The sequence below is a fragment of the Leptotrichia buccalis C-1013-b genome, assembly GCF_000023905.1.
Classification (GTDB): Bacteria; Fusobacteriota; Fusobacteriia; order Fusobacteriales; family Leptotrichiaceae; genus Leptotrichia; species Leptotrichia buccalis.
Genome location: NC_013192.1, coordinates 1,030,673 through 1,049,230, shown reverse-complemented (window position 1 = coordinate 1,049,230; position 18,558 = coordinate 1,030,673). Strand labels below are relative to the sequence as shown.

Annotated in this window: 14 protein-coding genes and 2 pseudogenes; all 16 read left to right on the top strand. The window is 28.9% G+C overall.

Annotated features, from left to right (window positions below; translation table 11 throughout):
• Positions 1–292: 292 nt before the first annotated feature.
• Positions 293–1,198 carry a type IV secretion system protein gene (locus tag LEBU_RS04790; protein WP_015769205.1) on the top strand — a complete coding sequence of 302 codons (906 nt, stop codon included), beginning with the start codon at positions 293–295 and terminating at the stop codon, positions 1,196–1,198.
• A 16-nt stretch (positions 1,199–1,214) separates the two neighbouring features.
• Complete coding sequence (locus LEBU_RS04785) at positions 1,215–1,706, top strand: S26 family signal peptidase (protein ID WP_015769204.1); 492 nt, start codon at positions 1,215–1,217, stop codon at positions 1,704–1,706.
• Positions 1,690–2,082 (top strand): conjugal transfer protein TraD, encoded by a 393-nt coding sequence (traD, locus tag LEBU_RS04780; RefSeq protein WP_015769203.1) that lies wholly within the window; start codon positions 1,690–1,692, stop codon positions 2,080–2,082. Before LEBU_RS04785 ends, traD begins: the two co-directional genes overlap by 17 nt.
• Positions 2,069–2,740 carry a hypothetical protein gene (locus tag LEBU_RS04775; RefSeq protein WP_015769202.1) on the top strand — a complete coding sequence of 224 codons (672 nt, stop codon included), beginning with the start codon at positions 2,069–2,071 and terminating at the stop codon, positions 2,738–2,740. The genes traD and LEBU_RS04775 overlap by 14 nt, the downstream gene beginning before the upstream one ends.
• 72 nt (positions 2,741–2,812) lie before the next feature.
• Positions 2,813–3,838: a DUF4116 domain-containing protein gene (locus LEBU_RS04770; RefSeq protein WP_162009827.1), complete on the top strand. Its 1,026-nt coding sequence runs from the start codon at positions 2,813–2,815 to the stop codon at positions 3,836–3,838.
• An 18-nt stretch (positions 3,839–3,856) separates the two neighbouring features.
• Positions 3,857–4,564: a transglycosylase SLT domain-containing protein gene (locus LEBU_RS11585; protein WP_015769200.1), complete on the top strand. Its 708-nt coding sequence runs from the start codon at positions 3,857–3,859 to the stop codon at positions 4,562–4,564.
• A gap of 132 nt (positions 4,565–4,696) precedes the next feature.
• Positions 4,697–5,242 (top strand): C40 family peptidase, encoded by a 546-nt coding sequence (locus tag LEBU_RS04760; RefSeq protein WP_015769199.1) that lies wholly within the window; start codon positions 4,697–4,699, stop codon positions 5,240–5,242.
• Positions 5,243–5,258: 16 nt separating this feature from the next.
• Entirely contained in the window at positions 5,259–5,681 is a 423-nt protein-coding gene (locus LEBU_RS04755; RefSeq protein ID WP_015769198.1) for a hypothetical protein, read from the top strand.
• 18 nt (positions 5,682–5,699) lie between these two features.
• The gene (locus LEBU_RS04750) at positions 5,700–7,772 is read left to right on the top strand and encodes a type IA DNA topoisomerase (RefSeq protein WP_015769197.1); all 2,073 of its coding nucleotides are present in this window, start codon (positions 5,700–5,702) and stop codon (positions 7,770–7,772) included.
• 771 nt (positions 7,773–8,543) lie between these two features.
• Positions 8,544–9,023 (top strand): TnpV protein, encoded by a 480-nt coding sequence (locus LEBU_RS12190; protein ID WP_338034389.1) that lies wholly within the window; start codon positions 8,544–8,546, stop codon positions 9,021–9,023.
• Positions 9,024–9,424: 401 nt separating this feature from the next.
• Positions 9,425–14,212 (top strand): annotated as a pseudogene (locus LEBU_RS04745) (helicase-related protein); the annotation flags it as partial.
• A 183-nt stretch (positions 14,213–14,395) separates the two neighbouring features.
• On the top strand, positions 14,396–16,054 hold the full coding sequence (locus tag LEBU_RS04740) for an AAA family ATPase (RefSeq protein ID WP_015769195.1): 1,659 nt from the start codon (positions 14,396–14,398) through the stop codon (positions 16,052–16,054).
• Positions 16,055–16,144: 90 nt separating this feature from the next.
• Positions 16,145–16,525 (top strand): annotated as a pseudogene (locus LEBU_RS12390) (hypothetical protein).
• A gap of 68 nt (positions 16,526–16,593) precedes the next feature.
• A complete protein-coding gene (locus LEBU_RS04730) occupies positions 16,594–17,247 on the top strand; it encodes a hypothetical protein (RefSeq protein ID WP_015769194.1) in 654 nt (217 codons plus the stop codon).
• Entirely contained in the window at positions 17,198–17,377 is a 180-nt protein-coding gene (locus tag LEBU_RS12180) for a hypothetical protein (RefSeq protein ID WP_015769193.1), read from the top strand. Before LEBU_RS04730 ends, LEBU_RS12180 begins: the two co-directional genes overlap by 50 nt.
• Before the next feature lie 36 nt (positions 17,378–17,413).
• Entirely contained in the window at positions 17,414–18,307 is an 894-nt protein-coding gene (locus tag LEBU_RS04725; RefSeq protein WP_015769192.1) for a hypothetical protein, read from the top strand.
• The last annotated feature ends 251 nt before the right edge of the window (positions 18,308–18,558 follow it).

Sequence of the window (18,558 nt, the reverse complement as noted above, 5' to 3'; positions counted from 1 at the left end):
AAAACTATAATTTTAACAGGTTTAAAAATTCTAAAGAATCAAACGAAGCCAAAGGAATAGTTTTGGATAAGTTAATGGATATTCGGTTAAAAAGTTGGTTGGATTTACATCAGCAAATGTTTTTCATATAATAGGATTTGATTTTGACTTTACTGCATATAATCACGGGAAATAATAATAAATGTAAAAATTAGATAAAAAATTAAATAAGTTACCTTAATTTTAAGGTATGAAAGACTAGATTAAAATTCTAGTCTTTTTTTGTTTTTTAGGAAGGAGAATTAAAAGAAATATGAAAAAAATTGTAATTATCTTTTTTTTTGTTTTTAGTTTAATAACAATTTCTGCTGGAAATAGTGTTTCATCTACAAAATCATCATTATTAGTGGATTGGGATAATATTCAAAATGAATTTGTACAAATGGTAAATAGCGGGATAGAAAAGATGATACCAGGCTTATTAGCCCTTTTAAGTGTACTCACAGTTCTTGAAATAATGTGGGTTTTATATAGTTATATAGTAAAAAATATATTGGAAAATTTATGGATGTCCTTACTAAGAATAATGATAAAATTTTCAATATTGGCATATGTTATACCTAATGCAGTTTCTCTAATTGAAATGGGATATAGAATATTTTCTGGAATTGGCTCATATTTTATTAGGAGCAATGGAGGAAATGTAACCTTAAATAACATATGGGCAATAGCTGGAAGGGAAACAGGGAAAATTTTAAAGATTATTAATGAATCAAACTTTAATTTTTTTAATATTGTTACTGATTCAAGACTATTTTTTGAAGAACTTGGGAAAATGCTATTGTTAATAGGGGTTATTATTCTTGTTTATTATTTTGTGGTAAGAATAATATTTGAAATGATGATGGCGGTATTGCAGTTTAGAATGGCTTTGGGCTTATCTTGGGTATTTTTGCCTTTTGATGTAAATTCGATTACAAAAAGAGATTTAGGAAATAAAGCATTGACAACGCTATTTCTCACAGGAAGTAAAATAGTTGTAATAATGGCACTGGGAGGAATAGTATTTAAAAACTTGGATATGGCAGGATTTGGGGAAGTTACTTTTAAGGAATTGAAATATGAAACTATATTTTTGTTTATCACAGTAGGAATGATAATGGCTTTTGTAATGAATGAGGCAGACAAGATAACAACGACACTTGCCAAAGGAAATTAAAAAGTGGGAGGAAATTGTGGATATACGAACTAAAAAGTTTAACTTGATAATGCTTTCTGTATCAATATTTCTTGCCATAACATTCACAGTACTACATCTATTGTCAAATATTTATGTAATAAATGTAACACCCTCAATTCCATTAGGAATATACAAACTGGAAAAATTTGATGGAATGTTGAAAAAGGGGGATTTAGTTGTTTATGAGGTGGATGATAAATATAAAAATTTGACAAGTATAAAAGGGACAATGTTTAAACCAGTAAAGCCTGTTGCGGCATTTTATGAAGATAAAGTTGAGATAAAAGGTAACCGGATATATGTAAACGGTGAAGATTATGGAGAAATATTTCCTGAAATATCGTCTAATTTCAATGGGAAAATAAAGGAAGATGAAGTTTTGACATTATCTAAAGTCAGGGGGACATTTGACGGAAGATATTATGGTGCAATAAAGAAGTCAAAAATAGAGAAAAAAGCAAGGTTGATATATGAGTTTAGAATATGAAGATAAGATGATTAAACTGAAATCTAATGAAAAAAAGAAAATTGAAATACATAAGAAAATAGTTAAGACAGATGAAAAAATAAAGGAAATCAGACGAGAAATAGCAAATGATACAAGAAGGCTAAATACATCGGAAAAAAATCAAAAATGGAAGCAAAGAACAAGAAAACTGATTGAAATGGGAGTTCTGCTTGAAATTGCGAATATTTTAAATGAAGATAAGGCAACGTTGCTGGGATATTTTATGAAATTTCAGTTTTTAAGCAATGATGAAATTAAAGACTGTAAAATTATGGGAGGTGAAGAGTTTCAGATGAGAGAAGAAAAGAAACAGATGTTGAAACGAAGATTGGAGAAAAAAGATGAGTTTAGATAATTTGAAAGAAATGATGAAAAATGAAGGATTTTCTCCCTTAGAAAGTGAAGATTTTGAAGAAATAGAGCGAAAAAAAACTAACAAAGTAACGGAACTTCAAGGCGATGAATTAAAAGAAAGGGTGAAATTAGAAAAATTAGAAATAAAAGCTGAACTTGCTGAAGAACTTGAACAGTTTATACACGATGAGGAAAGAAAATATAATCAGGAAAAGAGGAGAATTGAAAGTGAATATGATGAAAAAATTTATCAGTTAGAACAGCAACAGAAAAAAATTTATCGAGATAGGAGAGAAAAGCTATATGAAACGGAAGACGCTTTAAAAATTAGAGAAAATGAAATTGATGTGGAAATACAGAAATTGGATGAAAAAGTAACTGAGAGGGAAAATGAATTAAAAAATTTGAATGAAGAAATAGATAGAAAGTTGGGATTTAAAGAATATCTAAATGAAAACGACTTTATATACAGAAATAAGTTAGAAGCTGTATTGATACTGAGAAAATTGAAAAATAAAAGAATAAAGATAATGAGCCGAAGAGAATATGATACTGTTTTTAAAAATATTATTGGAGGAGTGAATGAACTGATAAAAATGAATAATTTGATAATAGATTACAAAAAATTTGTAAAAGGACAGGAAACAAAAAAGAGATAAAATTTTAATTAATAAGAAAGGGCTAGAATAATGTTGTTGAGTGTGTTTCAAAAAAATGAGAAAAAAGACTATTTGAAAAGAATAGGAGTAAAATTTTCTAAAGATGAAAAACAGGAAATAAAGAAAATGATAAAATCAAACTTGACTCTTGAACAGTTTAAATTATGTGTAACACCTGTACTTAATGAGGAAATATTGCAGAAAAGAGCTGAAAATAACTTGGATGATAGCAAATGGGAAAAACTTGTGATGAAAAAGCTGGATGTAAATCAGATGAAGGAAATAAGGAAAGGATTTGAAAAAGGATTATCTGAAGAGGATGTTGAGCTGTATGTAAAAAGTGGATATGACAGTAAAACAATGGAAAAAATTAGAAATATGCTTGAAAAAGATAAAAATAACGAGTATCTTCGAGAATATTTGATGTTAAAGGATAAAAAGGAAATAAAATCAATTACTAATGAAAAATTGGAAAAATACATTGAGGAAAACAAAATGAATGAACTTAGAAATAAGGCTGATAAAATGGAAAAATGGTATGAAGCCTCAATATATGCAGGAAAAAATACATTTAAATATTATTCTTCAGAGAAAATAAGAGATGATGAAAAATATGTCATGAAAAAAGTCAAAGAAAATGGGAAAAATCTTGAATATGCAAGTGAAAGGCTTAAAAATAACAGGGATTTAGTTTTGGAAGCAGTGAAACAGGACGGACGGGCTTTACAATTTGCAAGTGAGGAATTGAAAAATGATAAGGAAATAGTAATGGAATCTGTAAAAAATTACCCTAATTCTTACCAATATGCAAGTTCCAAAATGCAAAAGGATAAAGATGTTGTAACGGAAGTTTTAAAGAGAAATGAAGACGCTCTAAGTTATGGAGATGAAAATATTAAGCAGGAAATAGAGGAAATTAAGGAAAAATATAAGGACAGTGATTTTGATAGATTGACAGATAGGGAAGAAAAATTTGTATACGGAACAAATCCATATTCAAAAGATACTGATTTGGATGGAAAGACCGATTATGAGGAAATAAAGATAAATTATACAAATCCGAAAATAAAAAGCAAGAATATTGAAATTGAAAGATAGCAAAGGAGATGACTATAAATGAAAAAGTGTATATTGCTTCTTATGATAGTTTCAAAAATTTTATTTTCTGGCGGAGAGATAAGTTTTGAAAGACAGAAAGAAAAAGTTGAACAGGAAAGAATTGAGAAATTGAAAATGCAAACTGACAGTAGTGCTGACAAAAGTAAAGAATTAAACAGTTCACCTAAAGAAGATATAAGTAATATTCAATCGCAAAACAACAGATTATTTTATGATGATAAGGCTGTAAAAAAAGTTAATAATGCTTCTCATATTCAAAAAAATATTGGAAGTAGAAAACTTATTGAATATATTAAAACACAGAACAGTAGGCTAAATGAAAATGAAATACAAAATATACTTGGCTATGTTTTCAAATATAGCAAGGAGTATAACTTTAATCCATATTTAGTTTTAGCAGTTATGAATACTGAAAGCCATTTTAATCATTCAACAGTATCAAGTGCTGGAGCAAGAGGACTTATGCAGTTAATGCCTTTTAATTTTAAGGAATTTGGAGTGGATAACAGCATATCAGGAAATATAAAGGGTGGTGTGCTGCATTTAAAAAGAGATTACGAAAAAACTGGAAGTGTTTCAAAAATGCTGGTCTGCTATAATGCAGGATGTGGAAGATTAGCAAACAATGCTTGGAAAAGAATAAAGGAAACAAGGGAATATATACCAAAGGTAATTCAGAAATATAATAAAATAATAAACTTATAACTATATTTTCTCGCACGTGAGAAAATCAAAATTAGGTCAGTGTCTTTTTTCATTACATGAGTTTTGAAAAAAACGCTGAGCAGCAAAAAACAATAAAATTTGTAAAACAAGATTTAAAGGAGTGAAAAATTTATGTTTAACAATACCAAAAAAATTTTAACTGGAGTCTTTATTATTTCTTCTCTGTCTTTTTCTAAAGGGATGATTAATTTTCAAAAACAACTGATGATTGAAAATGACAAAAAAATAGAAACAACTGAAAATGATACAAAAGATAATACATATAAAAATAATAAAGATAACGAAGAAAAAATAAGATATAAAATTGTAGAATTTGCAAAAACTCAGATTGGAAAGCCTTATGTATATGGTGCAACTGGAAACAATAGCTTTGACTGCTCCAGCTTTGTACAATATGTGATTAAGAGAACACTAGGAATTACAATTCCACGTGTTTCAGCAGAACAGTCAGTATTTAAGCCAAAATTACATAACAACATTAAAAAAGGAGATTTATTATTTTTTGAAACTTTAGGAAAAGGTAGAATTTCACATGTCGGGATGTATATTGGGAATAGACAGTTTATACATGCCAGTTCAAAAAGCAAAAGAGTAACTGTATCAGACTTTACTGGATTTTATCAAGATAAATTTAGATGGGCAGTGTCGGTTATATAAATGTGAAGGAGATAGTATGGAAAGTAAGGTAATTCAACAATTTTTAGGAGAAATTGATGGTGTGGAATTTGACAAAGAAAATGTATATTATTCATCAGAACATATTTTATCAAAAATAGAAGAAAAATTTGGGAATGTATATAACAAAGAATTTGTAAAAGAATTGAGAGATACAATTAATACTTTAAATTTAAAATATGATGAGTTTAGTTTTGATACTTTGGAACATGATTTTAGTGATTGTATAGAGGAAGCTGATAAATTTAAAAATGTAGAATTTATGTATTACGGAGATGATTGGAAAATTGAAATATTAAATGAAGGGATAAAGAATAATGAGTATTTAAAAACTGAGAAAGAGAAAAATAAAAATGAAAACCAAAAGCAAAGTTTTTCTAAAAGTTTTCGGAATACTGATGACAAAGATTTAGAAAGATAAATGTAAAAGGAAGAAAATATGAAAAAATTAATAATAGCAGAAAAGCCAAGTCTTGCACGTAATATTGCAAGTGCATTGGATATCAGAGTTAATAAAGAGGGATATATGGAAAATGAAAAGTATATTGTTTCTTGGGCTTTTGGACATTTGTTTAAATTAAGGGATGTTGATGGATATGTTGGAGAAAAAAGGAAATGGAGTGAAGTTAAACTGCCATTTTTTCCTAAAGAGTTTGAATTTGAATTAAAAAATGATTTGGGAATAAAGAAACAGTATAAGATACTAAAAAACCTTATTAACAGCAAGGAAGTTGATGAGATAGTAAATGCGGGAGATGCAGACAGGGAAGGGCAAATTATAGTGGATATTATTATCAATGCCATAAAAACTGATAAGAAGATAAAAAGATTGTGGCTTCCTGAACAAACTGAAGAAACTATAAGAAAAGCCATAAATAATCTTGAAGATAATTTTAAATATAGAAATTTACATAATGAAGGGCTTGCAAGGACATATATGGACTGGCTTATGGGAATCAATCTTACAAGGTATATTTCATTAAAGGCAAATATGCTTTTTCCAGTCGGGCGTGTTCTTATTCCAGTTATAAAATATATTTATGATAGAGATTTGACAATTAAAAATTTCAGTCCTGAAAAATATTTTACTATTGAGAGCGAAACTATGTGTAATGGAACTTTGTTAAAACTTATTTGTGATAAAAAATACAATCTTTTAGAACTTGAAAAAGCTAAAAATTATTCGTACGAGTTAAATAGAAATAAAGGAATTGTGAAGGATATAACTGAAAAGGAAATTATTCTTAATCCTCCAAAACTTTTTTCACTTTCAAAATTACAAAGTAAATTATCGAAAGAAAAGAAAATAAGTTTTGCAAAATCTCTTGAAACTATACAAAAGCTCTATGAAAAGGGATTTATTACATATCCTAGAACAAATACCGAATATCTTGCCGAAGAAGAAAAAGACAAAGTGAGAGAACTTATAAAATTATATAGTGATTATAGATTGGAATTTAAAGATAGTAAAAAAATATTTGACAGCAGCAAGATTGAGAGCCATAGTGCAGTAATGCCAACTTTAAAAATTCCTGATATGAATAGTTTGAATTTGGAAGAAAAGATAATTTTTGAAACAATAAGAAATAGATTTATTTCTAACTTTTTGAAGGAGCAAGCGATAATTAATCAAACTGAAATAAAGATTGCTGTGGGAAATGAAATATTTAATTTAAAAGGAAAATCAGTAAAACAGGAAGGATTTTTAAAATATGAAAATCAGAAGGTTGATAATAAGTTGCCGTATTTTGAAATTAGTCAGGAAATTGATATTGATTTTAAAGTTGTTGATAAATTAACAGTTTCTCCTAAAAAAGTTACTGAGGAAAATTTAAGTAATTATTTAAAAAATCCTTTTAGAAAAGAAAAAAAACAAGAAGATGAGGATGATACACAGGAATATAGAGAAATAATGAAAGGAGTAGAGATTGGTACGGAGGCAACTAGAACAGGGATAATTGAAAATGCTAAGAAATATGGATATATTACTTCTGAAAAACAGAATTTTAGTATAACTGAAAAGGGGATAAAGTTAATCGAGCTGCTGGATTTATTGCATATTAATCTTTATGCAGAAAAGACTGTTGAATTTTCTATGCTTCAGAAAGATATTTATAATAACAGAAAAAATATAAGTGATATTATTGAGAAAACTGAAAATGAATTGCAAAATATAATAAATCAAGATGTAGAAGTTGAAAAATTTGAAAAAGAAATGGAAGTTATTGGAAAATGTCCTAAATGCAACAGTAATATTTATGAGAATAGTAAAAGTTACTATTGCAGTAATTATAAGAATGGATGTAAAACATCTCTTTGGAAAGAAGCAAATTATTTTGGACAAAAAATAAAGATAAATAAGGATAATGCAAAAAAATTATTAAGTGGGGAACAGGTTGTATTTAAGATAAAAAGCAAAAGCGGAAAGGAATATAATGCACATTTTGGAATAGAGGTAAATGGAGATTATTTGAACTTGCAAAGAAAAGATTTTATAAAAATAGAAAAATGATAATTAAAATTTGAAATTGCCAAATTTTATATTAGGGGGAAGAAATGGGGTATAAGATTCAAACTGTATTGGAAAATGCACATAAAAAGATAAATGAAGATTTTAGTGAATATATTAACTATCTTCATGTCGTAGGAAACAATTATAAATACTCTGCATTGGATCAGTTAAATATATTTTTTATTCGTCCTGAAGCTGTAGCCTGTGCAGAATATGACTTTTGGAAAGAAAACTTTAACAGAGTTGTAGAAAGAAATCAGAAAGGAATACCTATATATAATATAAGAAGTGGAAAAAAGAATGTCAGATATATTTTTGATGTTACACAGACAGTATCTTTAGATAAGGGAAACGATGAAAAACCTAAATTATGGGAATTTAATAATAGAACTCATAAGGATGTTTTTGAAAGAATGACAGGAAAATCAGATTTTGAAGAAGCACAAATGGAACTTATAAACCAGACAATGCTTGAAAACAGCAAATTAGACACTTTTAACTACAAGGATACAGAAGTTCTTGAAAGTTTTATCAAAAAATCTGTTTTAATCGCACTTGATCAAAGGATGGGAATTAATAAAAAGGATATATTTAATGAAAAGGAAAAAGAGATTTATTCCTTGTTTTCAGATTTTAGAACTATGGAATTAATATCATTAGAAATATCTAATGTAGTTAAAAAAGTTTTAATTAAAGTAAGCAAAGAAATTCAAAAAATAAATAATGAAAAAACTTTAGAACAAAATAGCAAAATTGGATATGAGATAGAAAATGAAAAAAATGAGGAGGAATTGGAATATGCTGAAAAAGATGATAGACGGGAAAGAATATCTGATAGAGAACGGGATATATACTCCAGTAGTGAAGCAAACATCCTACGAACAGATGGGAGGGACTTACAAAATGATATTGCTGGACAAAAAATTTCAAGTGTTAGTTCCGAATTTGGAGGAAGAAGAAATAGACTTGAGCAAACTCAACTCTTGGGGACGAGCGAGAATGAAATACTTGGAACAAGAGAAAGCGGAATTTTTGAAAAATCTTCTAATGAAGGGAGAAGTTATGGAACATCTATTTTCAATTCAGGCAGAAGTGGAGAAATTTTGGGAGATAGAAAAACCCAAAATGATGAAAACTATGGGATTAACCGAAAAATTAAAAGAAAAAGATCAAATAGAATGGGTAGGACTTATGAACAGCCTACTCTCTTCTCTCAGGGAAATAACTTACAATCAGATAATTTACAAATAGAAAATGATAATATAATTACTCAAAAGAATATCGATGATGTATTAAAATCATACAGCGGAGCGGAATCTATCTATAATTTTTTTCAAGATAACAGTTCAAAGGAAGATAGAATAAAATATTTGAAACAGGAATATGGAATAGGCGGCTTCTCAATACCTGACCGTGGAGATTTTATTGATGATGCCTTTTATACTTCCCAAAATATGAAGTTATATAAAAATCATTTTAGTGCTAATGAAGTTAAGGTAGTCCTGTCTTGGAATAAGATAGAAAAAAGGATACAGGAACTTATAGATGAAAATCAATATTTTATTCCTGAAAAGGAAACAGAAAATATTATTGAAAATGATGAAATAATACATCCTTATGCAGATGAAGAAAATAGTAAAGATAATATTTCTAAAAATTTTAAAATTACTGAAGAAATCCAATCTGAAAAACTATTGCCGTCAGAGCGTCTAAACAATAATATTGAAGCTATAAAAGTTTTAAAAAAATTGAGTGAAAGAAAAGCTACAGATGATGAAAAGATAACACTTTCTAAATATGTTGGTTGGGGAGGATTAGCCGATGTATTTGATGAAAATAAAGGTGGACAATGGGAAGAAGCAAGAAATTTTTTAAAAGAAAATTTGACACAGGAAGAATATGATAATGCTAAGGCAAGTACATTGACAGCTTTTTATACTCCTAAAATAGTAATTGATTCCATTTATAAAGGAATACAGCAGCTTGGATTTGAAGGCGGAAATATTTTAGAGCCAAGTTGTGGTGTGGGAAACTTTATAGGTAATTTGCCTGATGAATTAGAAAAATCAAAGATATATGGTGTAGAACTAGACAGTGTCAGCGGAAATATTGCTAAAAAACTTTATCCTGAAAGTAATATTCAAGTAAAAGGATTTGAAAAAACAGAATTTTCCAACAATTCATTTGATGTTGTAATAGGAAATGTTCCGTTTGGAGATTTTAAGGTAATGGACAGAGAATATGAAAAACTGAACTTTATGATACACGACTACTTTATTGCAAAATCGTTGGATAAGGTAAAAAAAGGCGGAATTATGGCTTTCATAACTTCTTCTGGAACGTTTGATAAAAAGGATGACAGTGTAAGAAGATACATTGGAGAAAGAGCGGAATTATTAGGGGCAATAAGGCTTCCAAATGATACATTTAAAGGTGTTGCTGGAACTGAAGTAACATCGGATATTATATTTTTAAAGAAAAGGGAAAATACAAATAAAGAGGAGCAGGACTGGTATGCGGTTAAATCTGATTCTGAAGGATTTGTATATAATCAGTATTTTGTAGATAATCCTGATATGGTTTTAGGAAAAATGGAGGAAGTTAGTGGACGTTTTGGGAAAACATTGACTTGTGTGCCGAAAGAAAATAGTAATTTAAAAGATGAATTAGAAAAAGCGGTTGGGAATATAGAAGGAAGTTATGAAAAAACTTTCGCTGAAGAAAAAGAAAATGTAATTGCAGTTGAAAATGAAAATTATGAAATAAGGAATTTTTCATTTTTCAAAAAAGATAACGATATTTATTTTAAAGAAAATAGTGAAATGATATTACAAGATTTATCAGATAGAGATAAGGATAAAATATCAAAGTATATAGAACTTACATCTTCATTAAGAAAAGTTATTCAAATTCAAAAAGACGGGGAAACAGATGATAGACTAAAAATTGAACAGGAAAAACTAAATAGAATATATGATGGATTTATTAATAAGTATGGATACTTAAATTCAAGAGCAAATTCGAGATTATTTACTGAAGATTCCAATTATTCCTTATTATCTTCAATAGAAATATTTGATGAACGTGGAAACTTTAAAAAAAAAGGAGATATTTTTTCCAAAAGAACTATAAAGCAATCAAAAGTTATAGATAAAGTAGATACTCCGCAGGAAGCATTAATCCTTTCAATTTCTCAAAAGGCAAAAGTGGATTTTGAATATATGACAAATCTTACTGGTATGAAAAAAGAAGAGTTAATTGACAGTTTAAAAGGGGAAATATTTCTTGATATAAATCAAGATTTTCCACAGGAATTTCAATATGTAACACAGGATGAATATTTAAGTGGAAATATAAGAGAAAAAATAGAATATATTGACAAATTTAATTCTCTTTCTGATGAAGAAAAAAATGGAATAAGTTCTGAAATACTAAATTTTCAAAAAGAAAAATTGCAAGAAGTAATGCCTAAGCCACTTGAAGCAAGCGAGATAAATGTCAGAATTGGAGCAACTTGGGTTCCTAAAAATCATATAAAGAATTTTATTGTGGAAACATTAAAGACACCAGCATATAAGAGTTCATACATTAAAGTACATTATTCTGAATATACTTCTGAATGGAGAATAGAAAACAAGAATATAGACAATGATAATCCGCTCGCTGTTATGACCTTTGGAACTGAAAGGGCAAATGCATATAAACTTATAGAAGATGCACTGAACTTGAGAGATACAAAAATTTTTGATTATGAAACAGATTCAGAAGGTAAAAGAATAGCAATTTTAAATAAAAAGGAAACAATGCTGGCAGGACAAAAACAGGATATAATTAAACAGGCTTTTAAGGACTGGATTTTTAGGGATTTGGAAAGAAGGAATGAGCTGACTGAAATATATAACGAAAAATTTAATTCAATCCGTTTAAGAGAATTTGATGGAAGCCATCTTACTTTTAATGGCATAAATCCTGAAATAAAATTAAGGCTACATCAGTTAAATGCAGTTGCAAGAACATTGTATGGTGGAAATACACTGCTTGCACACGTTGTAGGAGCAGGAAAAACTTTTGAAATGGTCGCTTCCGCTATGGAATCTAAAAGACTTGGACTTGCAACAAAATCAATGTTTGTAGTCCCTAATCATTTAACGGAACAGCTGGGAAGGGAATTTCTGGAACTTTATCAAGGAGCAAATATTCTTGTGGCGACTAAAAAGGATTTTGAACCTAAAAATAGAAAGAGATTCATTGGAAGAATTGCGACTGGAGAATACGACGCTGTAATAATAGGACATTCTCAGTTTGAAAAAATACCGATGAGTAAGGATTATCAGCAAAAACATATACAAAATGAAATAGATGAGATTATACAAAATATCCAAACATTAAAGCAGGAAAATAATCAGAATTTTACTGTAAAACAGCTTGAAGGTACAAAAAAGAAACTGGAAGTAAGACTAAAAAAATTAAATGATGATTTTAAAAAGGATAATGTCGTTACATTTGAAGAATTAGGAGTTGATAAGCTGTATGTAGATGAGGCGCATTCATTTAAAAATTTGTTTTTATACACTAAAATGAGAAATGTGGCAGGAATAGGACAAACTGAAGCATTAAAATCATCGGATATGTTTATGAAATGTAGATATATGGATGAGATAACAAATGGAAAAGGAGTCGTATTTGCAACAGGTACACCAGTTTCCAATACTATGTCGGAACTTTATACAATGCAAAGATATTTACAGTATGATGAACTCAAAAAACAAGGACATCAAAATTTTGATTCCTGGGCAAGCACATTTGGGGAAACAGTTACAGCTATTGAATTATCTCCTGAAGGAAACGGCTACAGAACTAAAACAAGATTTGCAAAATTCTATAATCTTCCTGAACTTATGAACAATGTCAAACAGTTTGCAGATATACAAACTGCTGATATGCTAAATTTGCCAACACCTGAAGTAGAGTATAAAAAAGTATTGACTAAACCAACAGAGGAACAGAAATTAATATTAGAAAGTCTTTCAGAAAGAGCAGAAGAAGTAAGAAACAGAAACGTAGAACCAACAGAAGACAATATGTTAAAAATTACAAATGACGGTAAAAAACTTGCACTAGATCAGAGGCTTGTAAATGAAATGCTTCCTGATGATGAAAATAGCAAAGTAAATGCCTGCGTAGAAAATATTTACAATATATGGAAAGAAAGCGTTGGGAAAAAATCTGCACAGCTTGTATTTTCTGATATGTCTACTCCCAAAAACGATGGAAGTTTTAATATTTATGAAGATTTAAAGGAAAAGTTGATTAATAAAGGTATTCCTGACGAAGAAATAGCATTTATTCATAATGCAAATTCTGAAAAGCAAAAGGATGAACTTTTTGCAAAAGTAAGAACAGGAGATGTAAGAATACTATTAGGTTCAACACAAAAAATGGGAGCAGGAACAAATGTACAGACAAAATTAATTGCACTTCACGACTTAGATGTTCCGTGGCGTCCTTCAGATTTGGAACAACGGGCAGGAAGGATAGTCAGACAGGGGAATGAAAATAAGAAAGTGGAGATTTATAGATATGTTACCGAGAATACATTTGATGCTTACTTATGGCAAACTATTGAGAATAAACAAAAGTTTATAAGCCAAATTATGACTTCAAAAACTCCAGTCAGAGTAGCAGAAGATGTTGATGAAAGCTCTTTAAACTATGCTGAAATAAAGGCACTTGCAACTGGAAATCCTTTAATTAAGGAAAAAATGGATTTAGATATGGAAGTAAATAAGTTAAGAATGCTCGAAGCCAATTACAAGTCAAACTTATATCGTCTTGAGGATAAAATAACAAAGGAATATCCTGTAAAAATTAGTAAAATGGAAAAATATATTGAAAATGTGAAGGAAGATATTTCTAAAATAGAGCCAAAATCAAATAATGAGGATAAATTTACATCTATTGAAATTAACGGAACCAAAATTTATGATAAAAAAGAAGCTGGAGAAGAGCTTTTAAAAGCTATAAAGGGTACTGGAATATCTGATGAGCCTCAAATTATTGGAAATTATAGAGGATTTAAACTGTCTTCAAATTTTGACTTCTATGAGAAAAAATATAAATGTGTATTGGAAAACAAAGAAAAATATTATACTGATTTTGGGAAAGATTCAATTGGAAATATAACGAGAATGGATAATTTGTTAGATAAAATTCCTGAAAAACTGGAAAAAGAAAAGGCAAGGCTTGAAAATTACAGGGAAGAATTTTCTAATGCAAAAGAAGAAGTTAATAAGCCTTTTGAAAAAGCAGATTTACTATTAGAAAAGATTGAAAGATTAAGCGAGGTTAATAAATTGATAGAGGAGGGAATGAAAGAGAAGGAAGAGATTAAGGAAAAAGAGGATATTCAGGATTTGGATAATGATGATTTTGAGAAATAATGTAAAATATTGATAAATAATTAAAAGAATTTAAGTTTGTGTTTTTAGAGTGAGAGTAACAGAGAAAAATGATTAATTTTTTAGGTGTTGCTCTTTTCTTTTTTTTGATGTATACTATATTACAATATAATTGTATTATTTCTATTTTTAGATGAATTTTATATTTGTTAGGGAGGTGGTTTTATGAATAAAAAGGCAATTCCTGTAGGAATTGAAAATTATAAAGAATTAAGGGAAGAAGGGTATTATTATGTTGACAAAACATTCTTGATAGATGAAATATTAGCAAATAAAGCAAAAGTAATATTATTTACAAGGCCAAGAAGATTTGGAAAAACGCTTAATATGTCAATGCTTAAATATTTTTTTGATGTTGAGAACAAAGAAGAAAATAGAAAACTTTTTGAAAATTTAAAAATATCTGATAGTAAATATATGAGTGAACAAGGGAAATATCCAGTTATATTTATTTCGTTAAAGGATTTGAAGGAGAATAGTTGGGAAGAATGTCTTGAAAGTCTTAAGGATATTATGTATAAAGTTTTTAATGAATATGAATTTTTAAGAGAAAAATTAAATTTCGTTGAAAAAAGACAATTTGATAAAATTTGGGAAATGACAGGTAACGAAAAAAATTTTAAAACTTCTCTTTTGGATTTGTCAAAATATTTAAATAAATATTACAGTAAAAAAGTAATAATTTTGATAGATGAATATGATGCACCGATAATAAATGCTTTTAATAACGGATATTATAATGAAGCAATAAACTTTTTTCAAGTGTTTTATAGTTCCGCATTAAAAACAAATGATTCCTTGAAATATGGAATTTTGACCGGGATAACAAGAATAATAAAGGAAGGAATTTTTTCAGGATTAAATAATTTGAAAGTGGATACGGTATTAAGCAAAAGGTATGCTGAGTATTTTGGGCTTCTTGAAAATGAAGTGGTTGAAATGCTTGATTGCTTTGAGATGGAATATAAAATGGAAGAAGTCAGAACTTGGTATAACGGATATATTTTTGGAGACAATAAAGTATACAATCCTTGGTCTATTGTAAATTTTATTGATAATCAAGAGATAAAAGCATATTGGGCAAATATTTCTGGAAATACGTTTTTAGAAAATATGCTTGATTACGCTGGAGAAAGTGTTTATGCTGATTTAAAAAAATTTACTGATGGAGAGAGTATTGAAAAATATATTTCGGATGGGACTACAATAAAAAGTATTTTGAGCAGGGATGATGAAATATGGCAGTTATTTTTATATAGCGGATATTTGACAAAAGCTGAAGAACAGCCAGAAAGAACGGAGTTCCAAAATACTTATAATCTGAAAATACCAAACAGGGAAATAAGAAGCTATTTTGGAAATTTATTTTTGAATAGATTTTTTGGAACGGAAGTAAAGACAAGTATTTTGATAAAAGCACTTGAAAATGGAGATATTAAAAAATTTGAGAAAACATTAGGTGAAATAATGATAAATATGTTAAGCCATTTTGACTTGGATAGTGAAATGGAGAAAATTTATCAGGTATTTATGATAGGGCTTGTTGGTTTTTTGATGGGAAAATATGAAATTATTTCAAATAATGAGAGTGGATATGGAAGGTATGATTTGGCGATGATACCAGTAAAAAGCAATGAGAAGGCTTTTCTTATGGAATTTAAAATTTCAAAAACTGAAAAAGGAATGAGAGCAAAGGCAGAAGAGGCTTTGAAGCAAATAGATGAGAAAAAATACGATACAAGGTTGAAGGCTAGAGGAATAAAAAATATTTTGAAACTTGGCATAGCGTTTTATGGTAAAAGTGTGAAGGTTGTCAGTAAATAAAAGTTAGAAATTAAAATCAAATTTCAAAAATTTGCAATTTAGGACGTAAAAGGACAAGGAGAAGAAATTTTGTTAGAAAAGGAAAGCACCTTGGATGTTAAATTTCTTTCAGAATCACCTGATGATTCAAACGCAAGAGCAACTGATTTGGGAATAAATATTATCATTGAAATTAAAGGAAAAATTTAGGCAGCTGCAAATGGAGATGCCGAAGATGATACAAGAAAGGTTGCTCAATGGTCATTAGTACCTGCTGAATCTAGTGATGCATATAGAACTGTATCATTAGAGGTAATATCCGCAGGACAAATGGTAAGAAAAATTGATATGGCAAATGCGTTTGTTGTTGATTACGAAGAGGCCTATGGAAATCAGGCAGGGACTGGAACATTCTCATTGAAAATCAAACAGAAAAAAGAGAAAGTTAAGGAAGTTGCAATTGAAGGTGGATATGCTGCTCAGGAAGCATAATGTAACACAAGGAGGTAGACAATCCCGTCTATCTCCTTTTATTTTTATAGGAGGAAATTACAAAAATAATGTTTATAAATAAATATCCAGTTTTTAAAAAAGGAAATGTGCTGGAAAAGGAAGATTTAGATTTATTAAGGGATAACCCGCTTGAAGTGTTGAGCTTGATGTATTCTGACAAAAGTAATGGAATAATAAAAGGGTTCGACTTGATACCCAATTATAGCGAGAGAATAGTGACAATTACAAAAGGAATGGCAAAATGCAACGGGGAACTTTTTTGGATGAAGGAAGATTATATATTTGATATGCCAAAACAAGAAGAACGATATATATTAAAACTTAAATTAATGTCAGATATAGAAGAAAGAAAATATTATATAAGGGAAGGACGTTTTGTGCTGGAACTTGGGGAAAATGTTAATGAAGATGAAATTGAGATAACAAGGTTTATCACAAGAGAAGGGGCTGAATTGAGAAATGATTATCAAAATTTCAGGGATTTGAGAAGAGATTTTAACTTGATGGAAATTATAAATACAAAATATTCTTCAGCACATAAATGGGGAACTTTTCATCCACATGTATTAAAACTATGGGGAAAGGAAGTTTCAAAAAAGGAAAATCTTGATATTTTTGATATAAATTTCTATGTAACTTGTCTACAGCAGGATGTTTATAGAACGAGATGTTATAACTTCATATATAAATGCAAAACTTAATTTGACAAATGAAAATTATACAAATGAACAAATGTTTAGACATTTATTGACAATATTAGATAATTTAGGAACAGAAAGAAAAAAAGTTGAGAAAAAACGAATAATACCTAGAAAAATAATAGTAGAATAAAAATTTAAATAAAAGAAATAAACAGGAGGAAAAATTATGAAATTTAGAGTAAGTATAGCTGGAGGAAATAACAATACATCAAATAATCCGTTTGGAGGTTTAGGTAACGTTTCAGTTCCAAATGTAGCAATGAACTTTGTATCAAGCGGAGAAAATAAAAATCCAATTTCAAGTGCAATGGGAGGACTGACACAGCAAGGCGGAGTGATTCTTTCAAGTGATGAAATACTGGAAGTATCTTACAGCACAAACCCAATATATGGTGAAACAATGAGTGCTTCTCAAAGCCAAGTAACATTAAGAATTGTAGGAAGATTGTTTCCCACAGCTTCAGAAAACAATAGTCCCGAAGATGAAGGCGAAGGGATAGTCAGTGGAATAATGGGAACACTTGGCATGGGAACATTATTTAACCAATATAAAAGTGTAAAACATTTATTTGACAAAGATAATGAAGCAGGAGAAGAACTTCCAGAAGCTTCATTAAGCAGTAACCTCTTATCATCAAGCGGAATTACTGAATCAGTCGCTAAAAAAGCAAAAGAAAGCAGTAAAAGCAAACTTGTTTCACAAGTATTAGGAGTAAGCTCAACGCTGCCAATGACAAATTCATTTACAAATGGAATAGGAAACAGCCTGAAAGGAATGTTTGGAGGACTCGGAAATTTTGGAGAAAGCAATTTGTATGATCAAAATAAAGAAAATGTAAAAGAGCTGTCAATGTGGGCAATGACTTATGGAGATGAAAAATCAACTAGGGATGTAATGGTGCAAACAGATTTAGGGGGAGGAAAGACGTTTGAATTGTATTTTCCTAAAATGTATGTGGAAAGTTTTGATCAGGATTTTAGAGTTTCTACTGGGGAAGGACAATTTCTTTTGATTTTGAAACAAACAGGATTTAATGAGGATGGAATAAATTTAAAATAGGGTGAGAATAATGAAAAAAAATATATATAATATGTTGTATATAATTACCTTAATTAGAAATATACAATTACTTTTTAATGGTTATTCAAATATTTTAACAGGATTTTGGTTATTAATAAATTTAATTTTATCTTTTATATTTTTTATTAAAATTTTTACTAGAAAAGAAAAATTCAATGAATATTTTGTAGTTTTTATACTTGGATTTACTTGTTTTCTAGTAACTTATTCAAGTTTTAGGGATTGGAATA